Raw genomic sequence first — 12,362 nt, forward strand, 5'->3', positions numbered from 1 at the left:
GCGAGCGCGGCACGGACAGCCACTGACCCTGGTTCAGGCCGAAGCCATGTGGCTGCCACGATCACGCTGCTACATGTGCGGCTGCCTGTAGTAGCGGGCGAACCGCTCCAGGTAGCTGGATTCGTCGGCATGCTTGGCCGCGTCGAACTCGGGGGCGTCCTTGATCTGGTCCTTCGTCCGGTCGACGTGGACCGTCTCCTTGACGGTGTCGATCAGCTTGATCGTTCCGGCAGGGAGCAGAACGTGCTTGCCGAAGATCCACGCCCCGGTGTCGACGACGAGGTAGGAGGCTCCGACCTCCTCGGAATGCTTGCTGACCTTCCCGATGCTGCCGTCGGTGGCCTCGACCTTGTAGCCGACGAGGTCGGTCCCTTGCTGGTATCCCGCTGCCGGGTGGTAGACCCAGATGTCGAATTCGCTCACAGCCATGCCTTTCCGCGTAAGAAGTGGCAGATCGTTGAGAATCTGCCGGGCCTCACCAGCGGTGAAACGGAAGTGCGGAACTCCCACCCGGCTGCCTGCCCCTCCATCGAGTCCCCGGGTCGAGACCCATGGGTCCCTATCGGCGTGGACGGTGCTCCGTCGAGGCCCATGGCTCAGCGGTGACGCAGGGGTGACTCGGCAGACTTCCTGGAGCTACCCCCGGTGGTCGAGGCCGCACGCGATGAGTGGGCGGCGGCCATCGTGTTGAGGGTTGAGACAGATCCGCGTACGAGGCGTCCCAGCCGTACCCATGGGGCAGCCTGGCCGACGGACAGGCTGATCTTGCAACTATGGCGGACCTCCACCCGCGCCTCATGCTGCCGGGGCGCGTCGACACCACTCGGCCTGCGCCGACGTTCCTGTGCATCGAAGGCCCCCGCACCCGGCATCCGAGTCTCGGCAACGCGCAGCGAGACGCAGAGCGGCCCCGCGAACACCCGCAGCCTGCTGAGCTTTGTGATCTCCCTCGCGCGCCCTGCAGGCTTGGCCTTCCGCTGCTTCGCGTGGACGGACGGGAGATTGCGGCGCCGCCCTGGACTCGGGCGAGGCCCTCTCCTTCGTACGCTCCTGGTGCGTGACCCACGTTCCGCCCGAGGAGGCGGATCGTGATGCCCGACTCGATCGGGCGAGGAATGCGGCCATTCGGGCGTGAGCCCCGCGCACCGGCGGCCTACGGGGGCATGAGTGGATCGCGATGCCCCTCTGCCCCGTGACCGTTTGCCGTCGAGATTGAGGAAGTTCCTTGGATGCGATCGTGCTCCTGCGTGAGGACCACACGACGGTGGAGGGGCTGTTCAAGCGGTTCGAGAAGACCGGGGACGACGATCACCGCAGCCAGGCGAAGATGACGGTGCGGATGGAGAACGTCAGGCACTACGTCGAGGAAGAGGAGGACGACTGGTCTCCCGACGTGCGAAAGGCCATGGGTCGCAACCGGTTGCGCGAACTCGGCGGGCAGTTGCAGGCCGCGCAGGGCGACGCACCCCGCGATCCGTTCTCCGTGCCGAGTGCGTAATGATCTGGGCCCCAAGGCGGATGCCGGGTGACCTGCCGCTGCTCGGAGTCGCCATGGCTGTGCTGCTGCTGTGTGGGTGCGGCGCGCCGGCTGCCCGACAGGACGGGGCCGCCCAGGCGGGCCGGGAGTTCGTGAACGCCGTCGCCTCCGGTGACTATGCCCTGGCCTGCGTGCTACTGGCGCCGGAGAGCCGTCAGCAGTTGGAGGAGGGCGAGAAACAGCCGTGCGAGCGGGCGTTGCGATCGCAGGACCTGCCGCGAGGTGCGCGCGTTCGTGGCGTGGATGTCTACGGCAGGCAAGCTCTTGTCCGCCTCGGCGACGAGGCGTTGTTCCTGTCGCAGTTCGGGGGCGGGTGGCGGATCACCGCCGCGGGATGTGTCCGGGAGCCGGGTGACATGCCATACCGGTGCGCAGTGAAGGGGGCCTGAGGGTGAGAACGCTGCTCGCGGTTGCTGTCCTGACCATCGTGGGCGGCCTCGGTCGCCTCACGTCGGGCACCACGGGCGTCGGGCACCACGGGCGTCGGGCACCACGGGCGTCGGGCACCACGAGCGTCGGGCACCACGGGCCGAAGGCGCCGCCGGCCAGGCTGAACAGTCCTTGTGCGCGGGCCACCGCCGACGGCGCGACCACGTCCGCTCGTGTCCTGGGACGGGCGGTTCGGGCGGGCTCCCCTCACGAACCGCCTGAGTTCCGGAAGGCGTCCTTCGCGCGGTCCATCAGGGCGACGAAAGGCCCGATCGTCCACTGTGCCGCAGTCGAACCGGCGGTGGTGGGGTGGGGGTGCGTGGGGGCGATGCGTTCGACCATTCGCAGGCGGCGTCCCATGGACCGGCGGTCCTCGATGTCACAGCGGGCGCGGATGGCAGGGAACTCCTCCTTTTCCTCCTGCTGTGCGTGGTTCTCGACCGCCTGCTGAAAGGCGATGAGGCGGGCGTTGAACTCGTCGCTGTGCACGTCGAGTCCCTCCAGCTCGGCGAGTGCCTCGTTGGCCCGGGACTCCTCTTCGTTGCGAGCGTCCGCCTCGTCCTTGCCGGCGACACGCTTGGCCACGGGCCGCAGGATCATCTCTTCGGCGGCCTCATGGACGGCGAGCAGGCCACGCAGTTCGTCGAAGCGCTCCTGCTTCGCCTCGCCGTCCGAGTCGAGAGTCTCGGCGAAGAGCTGCCGAATCCGGTCGTGCTGCTGGAGCAGCTGCGCGAGGATGTCGTCCTCGGACTCCGGCCTGCTCGGCGCGCCGTTGGTACGGATGCGGGCACGGAGACGCACTTCGAGGCGACCCTCGACGACGCGGGCGTCGAACGCGGGCTGCGGCGCGGTGGCGGGACCGGTCACGTTCCAGCCGTCGGAGAGGCGGAAGGTGCTGCCGTGCCAGGGGCAGCGGACGCAACCGTCGACGATCGCGCCCTCGGCGAGCGGTCCGCCCATGTGGCTGCACCGCGCGGCCAGGACGTGGACCTCCCCGCCCGTCTCGCGGACGATCACGACGGGAACCTCACCGATGTGACCCTGCTGAGGCCGGCCTTCGGGCAGAGCCGCTACCTCGCCGAGGTCGTGCCAGCCCGGTGCGACCAGAGCGGTGACCTCCTCGGCGTGGTTCGCTCCCGCGGCCTGTCGGTACGCCAGGTGCCCGCCGATCGCCCCACCGGTGCCGACTGCGGCCAAGCCGCAGAACGCCCACGCCCTCCCGCGCTGGTGCCGGCCGCGGCACCGGGCGACGAAGGAGGCCGCGTAGAAGGCGACGCCGGTGACGTTCGCCGCCGCGTGGACGAGCCCCACGCGCATCTGCGGGCGGCGCAACTCGGCCCAGTCGGTCCAGCCCGTCACCGCTGACGGCACCGCCCCCACCAACCCGGCACCGACGAGGACGCGCGCCGCGCGGCGTTCACCGGGCAGCATGTCGAGTACGGCGGCCGACAGCCAGGCACCGATGGGGAGCTGCACCAGGAGCGGGTGGACCGGATGTCCGAGCCATCGCCCGTGGAGCGCGTCCCTGGCGCTGCCGAGCGGTAGGCCCCGGACGGCCCGCTGCAGGGCGTCGACGGCCCAGTCGGCCCGAGGGGAGGTTTCGACGCGCTCCATCGCCGACAAGACGCGGCCGGGCCCCCTGCTCGAAGGCAGCGCCGCGCGGGCGAGCGCGAGAGTGTGGCGGCGTGTTTCGTGTGTGGCCATGACTGGCGTGTTACCCGTGGCGCCCGCAGGAAACGGCCATTCGTCGAGCGGAACGGTCCGGCGGGGGTACTTTCTCGATCAGTTGGAGTTCGCCGCCATCCGGCCCCGCGGTGGTGCCCGACCGGCCCCGCGGTGGTGCCCGAGGACAGCTGACTTCGCTCAGTAGCGGATTGTTCGCGGTCGCTGACTTCCTGTAGCGGAGCTGGTCGTGCCCGGCGAGTTCCGCTGTGGCGGGGGCATACTGACCGCATGGGATGGCTGCCTCCCACTGTGGATGACCTGAGGGTTCGGCTCGGCAGCGAGCTCTTTCGGCGTGTCGCCGGCCCTTCGGGTGAGAGGACGCGTGCCCGCATCCATGAGATGCCGGGGCCTCGGTGGTTCGGCCCCGACCGTCCGATCCGGACGGTCCACGGTGACGCGGCGATGTTCGCGGGGGGTCTGTCGGCGCTGCTGCTGCAGTCGCTGCACCCGCTGGCCATGGCGGCCGTGTTGGCGCATTCGGGGTTCCGGGGCGACCCGTGGGGGAGGTTGCAGCGGACCAGTACGTTTCTCGCGGTCACGACGTTCGGTACGGCTGATGACGCGCGGTGTGCGGTGGAGCGCGTTCGTGCGGTCCATGAGCGGGTGCGAGGGACGACGCCGGACGGCCGGGCGTATCACGCGGCCGATCCGTATCTGCTGGGCTGGGTGCATGTGGCCGAGGTCGACAGTTTCCTGCGGGCGCACCGGTGTTATGGGGTGTCCCCGCTCGATCCCGAGGGTTACGACGGGTATGTGGCGGACATGGCCCGGATCGCGGAGGAGCTGGGCGTGGAGCGGCCGCCCCGGAGCCGCTCCGAGTTGGCGCGGCGGCTGGAGGCGTACCGTGGCGAGCTCGAGGGAACGCCTGAAGCCCGGGAGACTGCCCGGTTCTTGTTGTTGAGTCCCCCGATTCCCTGGCAGGCCCGGGCGCCGTATGCGCTGCTCGCGGGGGGTGCGGTGGAGCTGCTGCCGTCGTGGGCGCGCGAGCAGCTGGGTCTTCCCTTGCTCACCCGGCCGGCAAGGGCGGCCGCGCGGGTGGGCGGGCGGCTGGCGACCGCGGGGATCCGCTGGGCGATGTCACCGGCCCCGCCGGACGCGGTCGACGGTGGTCGCAGCGGCGTGATCAAGACATCTGTCGGGTAGCGGTGGCGAGCGCGGTGAGGGCGGGGCTGGGGAGGCGTTCCGTGCGTGGAGCGGTGGCCGCCCCGCCGGCGAGCCGGGCGGCGAGAGGGCGAAGTGTGAGTGTTGACGCCGACCTCACCCAGAGCCCGGACGCGGAACTGCTGGGCAAGCTCACCCGCGTTCGCGCCCACGCGCCTCCTCCTGCCACGAGCTCGGGATACTGGCTTTGCAGGTGAGTCCCGCGAACGTTTGTTGCTGATCGGTGAGGGCGCCCCGTTCCGCAGGAAATGATGCTGCCGAGTTCTGGGAGCGCTTGGGTGCTTGATTCGGAGGGGTCGCTGCGCAGCGCATGACAGAAGCTGGTTGCAGAGCTGTCGGCCCCCATGGATCAGGACTGGGCGACCATCGTGTCGGATTCCTGCCGGACAGGAAGCTCGGATCGATGGTTGGCTGATCGCATGATCACAGCGCACACGGACAAAGCCCTGCTCTTCCGCTCTCTCCACAGCTCCGCGCGGCCCCTCGCGCTCGCCAACGCCTGGGACGTAGGCAGTGCCCGTGTCATCGAGGCCGCAGGGGCACCCGCAATCGCCACCACCAGCGCCGGGATCGCCTGGTCACTCGGCCATCCGGACGGGGAATTCCTCTCTCCCGACCAGGTGGTGGAACTGATCGCCCGCATCGTCGCGGCAGTCGACGTACCGGTCACCGCCGACATCGAGGGCGGGTACGGACAGGACGCGGCCGGCGTCGCCGAGACCGTCACACGGGTGCTGGAAGCAGGTGCCGTGGGCGTCAACATCGAGGACGGCACCCGCCCTCCTGCCGAACTCAGGGCACGGCTGACGGCGGCCCGGACCGCGGCGGAACAAGCGGGCGTGCCCCACTTCCTCAACGCCCGCATCGACACCTACCTGTTCGCCCTCGGCGACCCCGCCACCCGGCTGAAGGACACCCTGGAGCGGGCACGTGGGTACGTGGACGCCGGTGCCGACGGCATCTTCGTCCCGGGCGTCACCGACCCCGCCACCATCGGGGAACTGGCCACGGGCATCTCCGTACCGCTGAACATCATGGCCGGCCCAGGGGCACCGGACGTCGCCGCGCTGGGCGCCCTCGGCGTCGCCCGCGTCAGCCTCGGCTCGGGCATCGCCCAGACCGCCTACACCGCCACCCGCCACGCCGCGCAGCAGCTGTACGACACAGGTGACTACCACCCGCTCGCCGACGCCATCACCTTTCCCGAGCTCAACGACCTGTTCATCGACCCGCGCTGACCGCGAGGCTCGACACACCGAAACGGCGCTTCCAGTAGTCGCCGACACGTGCTGAACCCGAGACGAGGCAGTGCTCTCCGCATCGGGCTGCAAACGCTCTCCGTTCTCGCGCACGCAGCCAGGATGCTGCCGGAGTCGCACGTGACCACGCCGGCCCGGGTGCGCTGTGCGACACCCAGAGCGAGATGGCTCCTGTACTCGGGATCCAAGCATCGTGGACCGCCGATCACTCCGTGCTTGCCTACTGAGGGGGTCGTTCGCGGGTCCGGGCCTCGAGCGAAAGTCGGGCGACGCGGTCGGCGCGCCCTGTCCCGCGTCGACGAGAATCGGCATCGGACTTGCCCTCGCTGACTCGGGGCGCTTCGCCGGCGGGTTCGAGGCGGTGGCGGAGCCACCTGCCGCTGCCGGGACGACAGCCACAGTGCCATGTGTGAGCCCCCGATGACTTCACGAGCGCCTGGCAGCTTAGTGTTCCCCGGGGGCTCAGACGGAGGTGTGAGGCATGGAGTTCGGGGTGGGGTTGCCGCGGTACGGGCGACGGCCAGGTGTGCGGCGCTTGCCGCCGCGGTCGCGTCGGGAGAGGTGGGGGTCCTTGAGATCGCTCTTCCTCATCCGGTTCCTCGTCTCTCTGCCCGAAGACCCCATCGCGGCGTTCTCCGCGCTGTTCGAGCCCGTACGGAAAGCTTCGCGGCTTCTGGTGCGGTTGTGGGCCGGGCCGAGCATGCAGGGCGGGTGGGGGAGTGATGCGGGACGCCTCGTCCTCGCGGTGCATACGGCGTACTGGGTGAGGGACGCGCTACGCGCGGAGGAGGCAGACTGTCTACTCGTCGTGGCAGACGGCCGGATGGCCGTACGGGCCTCGTGGCAGGAGGCGTCGGAGGCAGTCTCCTGCGCGCACGCGGGTGTGCGGGACACCCCCTGGCCGCGACGGATGCGGCGGCGTGTGGACATTCGTTGTGTGGACGGCTCCTGGCTGACCGTCCGCGTGTCCCAGGCCGCGTCCGCCGACCGGATCCGCACACTTCTGTTGGCCCAGGAGGCGTCCTGACGATCCGACGTGGGCCGAATCAGGCCGCTGTTGCGGGCCGATGCGGTCCGCGGTCGGCGGCGCCATGTACGTACTGCGGACTGGTGTCGCGTGACGCGAGTTCCCTGCAGGGCCGTGGCTCCGGTGTGACGGCCTGGCGCCCGGCTGCGGGACTGGACCGAGGCCGGCGTCCGGTCACGCCTGCACGCCGCCCTGCTGGCCGAGCTGCGCCGCGCCGCCTTGTTGGACCTGGAGCTCCGGCGTCTGCACGCGAACCGAGGCTATTCGACAACTACCGCCGCCTGCTGTGGAAGTGCGGTAGCAAGCCGCTGATCGCGCGACGCTGCTTTCGCCCACGGTTCCGGGCTGGGCAAGGCGCGCTGGGTGGTCGAGCGCGCCCTCGCCGGTCTGTACCAGTTCAATCGGCTCCGCATCCGATACGGACGACGCGCCGATCTCCATCAGTGCCTGTTCGAACTCTCCAACGATCAGATAAGACCACCCACCCGGACGTGTGAGGTCCCTGGCAGCGGCCACGGGCTGACTGGCCCGTGGCCGCATGAAGACATGACAGAGGTCGATGCGCCTCATGTGGGCGCGTCTTAGGGCAGGCTGTCGAACTTGCCGAGGAAGGCGCCGACCACCGCCGCGATGGCGCCGCCGGCGAAGAGGAGGCCGATGCCGAGGGTGAAGGCAACCAGGATGGCGTTCCGGATCCGCCGGCCCCGTGACTGCAGCGGAAGTACGCGGCCGGGGTCGCGTGGGTCGTATGCCGCCTCGATGCTCCAGGTCGGGATGGAGTGCCGCACGGTGCGGACCACGCCGCCCGGATCCGTGTACGCGTATCGGCCGGGCTCGTTCTGGAGCCGGATGGCGGCCGTCCGGACGCCGTGCTTGCGCAGGTACCACTCCTCGACCGGTGGGTAGGCGAGGAACGCGCCGAACGTGAGGATCAGTATCCCGAAGAAGCTGCACGGGATGATGATGATCATGGCGGCCGGACTTCCCACGAAGCCCACGAGCACGCACGAGCCGATGGCCACCAGGGTCGCGACGAGCGCGCCGCGCTTCATTCCGCGAAGCCAGTTCCGGTAGCTCGGCTGGTACAGGCGCTCGCCCGAGACGAGGTCCGCGCCGTCGATCGCCTCCGTTTCCCCGGTCCGCTCCGGCAGGGCCGCGTTCACGGCGTCGGCGAAGGCGACGGCGTCGTCGTCCACCACGTCCCAGACCCGGTGAACGTGCGTCTTGTCCGTGGTCGGCGCGGCGGTCAGCTCGATCGTGACGGACTGCCCCTCGGTGAGTACACGGCTGATGGCCTTCAGCGGGATGTGCATCTGCTCGTGCGGACGGCGCACGATCAGCGCATCGTTCTCCACGAGCACGACGGTTTCACCGCCGGCGTGGAGAACGGGTATGTGAGAAGTGATCGACATGTGCGTGATGGTAAGGGTGGAGGGCCTCCACCAGCAGCACCCAGCCCAGCCCGGCGGTGGCCAGCGGCGCGGACGGTGGGCCTCGTAGTCGTGGGCGGGACAAAACGGCTTCGCGTCGTGCTGATCTCGCTATGGGGCCGAGCGGGTCATTCGGACGAACAGTGGTCCGTGCTGGAGCTGTTGCTGCGGTTTCGCCGTGCTGGGGAGACTGCCGGTTGATCGGTGGAGGCTGGTCGATGGGATCCGTGGCGGGTGCGGATCGGTGTTCGATGGCGGAATCTGCCGTCGGAACACGGACCGCGGTGATCGGTCTACCTACCCTTCCGTTGCTCGGACCGGCAAGGTTTCGCGGGCGCGGCCGGCTTGACCGGCCGGGCCGCCGCCTGCAGAGTCGGGATGTGGCACCGCAGCAGCGCCGCCTCCCTCTGCCGGCCCGTCCCTCGTTCACAGGTGGCGAGCGGCCCTGACACCCAGGAGCGACTGACCCCAATGGTCCTCGACCTGGTGCTGATCGGTACCGCCATCACCCTGGGGCCTTTGCACAACAGCGCCTTCATCCTGCTGCTCTCCTCGCGGCGTGGCGTTCGTCAGGGTCTGGCGTTCCTGCTGTCGTGGCTGGCCAACCTGATCACGGTGATCGCCCTCGTGGTGCTGCTGACCGGCGGTCAGCCCCCGGCCCGTCACAGCGCGCCCTCGACCGGCGCGATCGCCGCGAAACTCGCCATCGGCCTGGCTCTGGTGCTCTACGGCGCGTATCGGCACCGTCGGCCGCCCCGCCCGCACGGCCCGCCACGCTGGACCGCCCGGATCGACAACGCATCCCCGGTCACGGCAGCCGGTCTGGCATGGCTGTTGCAGCCCTGGGGACTGGTGGGCGCCGGCGCCGCGACCGCCGTCGACGCGGACCTCTCCACCCTCACCGACTGGCTCGTACTGGCCGGCTACTGCCTGCTGGCCACACTCAGCCTCATCGTCATGGAGATGTACGCGGTCTGGGCGCCCGCGGTCGCGAACGCCCGCTTGAACGCGCTGCGGAGCTGGCTGGAGCAGCACCAGGAGCAGCTGGTGGTCACGCTCTCCCTGTTGATCGGCGTGTGGCTGACGGCCAGGAGCATCTACGAGCTGGTTGCCTGACGCAGGCAGCCCGAGTGGCGATCATCGCCCTCATCCGGCGCGATGGTGATCGACGAGAAACCCTTCCGGACGGAACCAAGGCCTGCAGGGCTCAGCTGGTGCGTTGCCGTGGCGACGGGGTCCAGTTTCCGATGAGGGCGGGCCGCTGGGGCCTCACCGCCGACCAGGCCGAAGTCGACCGCTGCCGAGGCTTGCGGGACCACCGTTGCCCGCTACACGCCCGCCCTGTAGCCGAGCAGAGTTCAGGGTCAGACCGCCACTGCCGCCCTGCGGGGTGGCGGTGTTCAGCGCCGGGCTGCTGCGGCCGCGGCCAGGATGCGGTGCAGGACGGGGACCGGGATCGCCGGATTGGTGACCGCCGCGCATGCCGTGTCGCGGTCGTGCAGCAGCCCGGCGAGGACGCGGGCCGGCAGCCGTGGATTGCGCATCGCGGTCTCGCGGACGTGGGCGGCTGGGTCGTTGAGCAGCCGCACCGCGTCGGCCGGTGACAGCCGGGTGTCCTCGGCCGCGCGGCGGCGTACCTCGGCTTCCGGGTCGCGGGCGAGACGCGCGACGTCGGCAGGCGTGGACTGCGGATCGTCCAGGGCCAAGCGTCGCATCCGCCCACTCGGGTCGCCGGCGTAGCGCAGCAGGCCCGCACGGGGGAAGTTGGGGTGGCTGCGGGGGCGGTCGGGGTGAGTGAAGCTGCCGTCCCACCAGCGCCAGACCTCCAGCAGCATCTCGGCCGGCGCGTCATCGCACGATTCGGCGAGGAACAGACGGACCGTCCGGTCCTCGTCCCGCGCCAGATCCTCCACGACGTCCGGTGGAAGATGCCGGGCACGGGCCACGCTTCGGCGGATGAGCGGGTGGGACGATACTGCGAGGCGGCGCATCGCATCGGCGTCACCGTGCAGACCCTCGACCCAGGGCAGAGTGTGCGACCTCGACGTCGGGTCGAAAACGTAGCGCACCGCGGCACGCTGCTCCTCGTCGAGGTCGGGTCGCAGTGCCACCACCGAGCGGATGTCGTCGTACGGGTCCTCCGCCAGGACGGCGACGCTTTCTGCACTGAGCTGCAGGTTGGCGGCCAGCGCTCGACGTACCTCCGCGTCCCCGTCCCGGACCAGCTCCGCCTCCAGCTCGGGCGAGAGACAGCACTGTTCGAGAGCGCGCCGGGGCTGGGGCAGCGCGGCAAAGACCTCGCGCGGCATGGGGACCCCGGTGTGGTGGGCGAGCAGCGCCACCGTACGCACTGCGTCGTCGGTGTCGGCCAACAGCCGAGCCCGCAGCGGCGCGGCGAGGTCTCCCCACCGGGCGGAGGCAGTCGCCCGCACCCGGGGATCGGCGTCGGCCGCGAGGTGGGGGAGGTGGTGTGCGGGGAGCCCCGGGAGTTCGGCCGCCTGAGCGCGGGACGGGCCGGCGAGGAGGTCGTCGTACAGGTCCCCGGGGAGTGCGACGCCCCAGGCGCAGGCATGCTCGGCCCAGAGCACGCGCCGGCTCGGCGACGGTTCGGCGCGGACCAGGCGTACCCACTGATCGGACGTGAGCTTGGGCCGGAAGGTGTCCGCGGGCCTTGAGCGCACCTGCGGATCGGGATGCGCCACGGCGGCGTCGAGTACGGTGGACCGGTCGCAGCCGTGCAGGAAGCCCACCTCCACATCCAGCAGCCGGATCAGCAGCTCGTCCGGCGCGGCCGGATTGGACCCGATCCCCTCCGCCCAGTGCAAAGGCCATGCCGGCCGGCCGGGCACCGCCGCCCACACCTCGGCGCGCTCGACCTCCGTCTCGCGCCCGGCGGCCGCGGCGGCCTCCTCCAGCCGCTCCGGCAGTCGGTCGAGGGCCGTCACCCGAGGCCCGTCCGCGCCGGGCACCTCCGCCAGCAGCACCTGCCCGTCGAGGGAGAGCGCCACGAACCCCGGGCCGCCGGTCAGCCCCGGCACGCCGTCGCCGGCGTAGCTGACCCGGGTCCACCAGGAGTCGTTGCCGCCGATCCGATATCCGAGAACGGCCACCAGGAACTCGCCGGTGGCACCTGCAAGGCGGCGCCACCACGCGGCGTCGAGTGCTTCGCGGACCGCGCCGTCCGGCGCTGCGATTCCCCGCGCGATCCGCCAGCCGGCCTCTGGCGGGAACAGGCTGCCCGGGCGCATGTCCTCGACGACCGTGAGTCCGGCGCATGGGAGTAGTTCGTGGAGTTTCTCTCGGTGTTGCACTCGGTCATGATCCCCGCCGACTTGCGGTGGGACAAGGCTCTCCGCCCAGGCGCAACTGGTCCTCACCCGCGTACACGTCATGGGCTGCGATGTCGTTCGGCCCCGCCCGGGTCTTCGTTTTGAGGGCGTCAAGCCTGTTCGCCGAGTTGGGCCGGACTCTCGCCACCTTCACGCGGAGCGGCATGGTCAACCGTCGGGCGGAGGCTACCGCGACCCCCGCCCGATGCGTCGTACCCACGATGGGACGCCGGCGATCCGTCGGCCGGCCTTGCTTCGGAGCGGGAGGGGCCCGGACACCTACTGGCCAGTGGTGTTCTTCGTGCGGGTCACGAAGGTGGCGCCGAGTAGCCCTTGACCGCGTCCGCGACCGCGACGGCGTGCTCGGACCGGGGCCGGGGCTGGGACCTCCCCCCCGGCCCGGCCCGGCGACGCGGATGAGACAGATGACGGTCTCGGCCTGGGTGCAGTCGTTGCAGTTGCCGG

At 70.6% G+C, this 12,362-nt stretch carries 10 protein-coding genes and 2 pseudogenes; 7 read left to right on the forward strand and 5 right to left on the reverse strand.

Annotation, left to right across the window (positions count from 1 at the left end):
* Positions 1 to 69: 69 nt before the first annotated feature.
* Positions 70 to 423 carry a PRC-barrel domain-containing protein gene (locus ACZ561_RS04995; RefSeq protein ID WP_470990075.1) on the reverse strand — a complete coding sequence of 118 codons (354 nt, stop codon included), beginning with the start codon at positions 421 to 423 and terminating at the stop codon, positions 70 to 72.
* 802 nt (positions 424 to 1,225) lie between these two features.
* Here ACZ561_RS04995 and ACZ561_RS05000 point away from each other — a divergent pair.
* Together ACZ561_RS05000 and ACZ561_RS05005 are read left to right on the forward strand one after the other, a co-directional pair.
* Positions 1,226 to 1,498 (forward strand): hemerythrin HHE cation-binding protein, encoded by a 273-nt coding sequence (locus tag ACZ561_RS05000; protein ID WP_470989794.1) that lies wholly within the window; start codon positions 1,226 to 1,228, stop codon positions 1,496 to 1,498.
* 53 nt (positions 1,499 to 1,551) lie between these two features.
* Positions 1,552 to 1,926 (forward strand): nuclear transport factor 2 family protein, encoded by a 375-nt coding sequence (locus ACZ561_RS05005; RefSeq protein WP_470989797.1) that lies wholly within the window; start codon positions 1,552 to 1,554, stop codon positions 1,924 to 1,926.
* Between the two features lie 247 nt (positions 1,927 to 2,173).
* Here ACZ561_RS05005 and ACZ561_RS05010 read toward each other — a convergent pair whose 3' ends face one another.
* Both ACZ561_RS05010 and ACZ561_RS05015 read right to left on the reverse strand, forming a co-directional pair.
* Positions 2,174 to 2,767: a hemerythrin domain-containing protein gene (locus tag ACZ561_RS05010; protein WP_470990078.1), complete on the reverse strand. Its 594-nt coding sequence runs from the start codon at positions 2,765 to 2,767 to the stop codon at positions 2,174 to 2,176.
* A pseudogene (locus tag ACZ561_RS05015) lies at positions 2,756 to 3,670 on the reverse strand (Rieske (2Fe-2S) protein); the annotation flags it as partial. The pseudogene ACZ561_RS05015 and the gene ACZ561_RS05010, both read right to left, overlap by 12 nt.
* Before the next feature lie 249 nt (positions 3,671 to 3,919).
* Between ACZ561_RS05015 and ACZ561_RS05020 the strand changes: the two are divergent.
* From ACZ561_RS05020 to ACZ561_RS05035, 4 genes and pseudogenes are all read left to right on the forward strand, one after another.
* Positions 3,920 to 4,834, forward strand: a complete 915-nt coding sequence (locus tag ACZ561_RS05020) for an oxygenase MpaB family protein (protein ID WP_470989799.1) — start codon at positions 3,920 to 3,922, stop codon at positions 4,832 to 4,834.
* A 437-nt stretch (positions 4,835 to 5,271) separates the two neighbouring features.
* A complete protein-coding gene (locus ACZ561_RS05025) occupies positions 5,272 to 6,090 on the forward strand; it encodes an isocitrate lyase/PEP mutase family protein (RefSeq protein WP_470989802.1) in 819 nt (272 codons plus the stop codon).
* Positions 6,091 to 6,682: 592 nt separating this feature from the next.
* Positions 6,683 to 7,138 (forward strand): hypothetical protein, encoded by a 456-nt coding sequence (locus ACZ561_RS05030; protein WP_470989805.1) that lies wholly within the window; start codon positions 6,683 to 6,685, stop codon positions 7,136 to 7,138.
* Positions 7,092 to 7,600, forward strand: a pseudogene (locus ACZ561_RS05035) (transposase family protein); the annotation flags it as partial. The gene ACZ561_RS05030 and the pseudogene ACZ561_RS05035, both read left to right, overlap by 47 nt.
* Positions 7,601 to 7,719: 119 nt before the next feature.
* Here the strand turns inward: ACZ561_RS05035 and ACZ561_RS05040 are convergent.
* Positions 7,720 to 8,550 (reverse strand): hypothetical protein, encoded by an 831-nt coding sequence (locus tag ACZ561_RS05040; RefSeq protein WP_470989808.1) that lies wholly within the window; start codon positions 8,548 to 8,550, stop codon positions 7,720 to 7,722.
* A 489-nt stretch (positions 8,551 to 9,039) separates the two neighbouring features.
* Here ACZ561_RS05040 and ACZ561_RS05045 point away from each other — a divergent pair, with 489 nt between their 5' ends.
* Positions 9,040 to 9,684: a GAP family protein gene (locus tag ACZ561_RS05045; RefSeq protein WP_470990081.1), complete on the forward strand. Its 645-nt coding sequence runs from the start codon at positions 9,040 to 9,042 to the stop codon at positions 9,682 to 9,684.
* Positions 9,685 to 9,968: 284 nt separating this feature from the next.
* Here the strand turns inward: ACZ561_RS05045 and ACZ561_RS05050 are convergent, their stop codons facing one another.
* Positions 9,969 to 11,879, reverse strand: coding sequence for a hypothetical protein (locus tag ACZ561_RS05050; protein ID WP_470989811.1), 1,911 nt, complete (start codon positions 11,877 to 11,879; stop codon positions 9,969 to 9,971).
* Positions 11,880 to 12,362: the final 483 nt, after the last annotated feature.

The organism is Streptomyces sp. NPDC039609 (genome assembly GCF_055596705.1).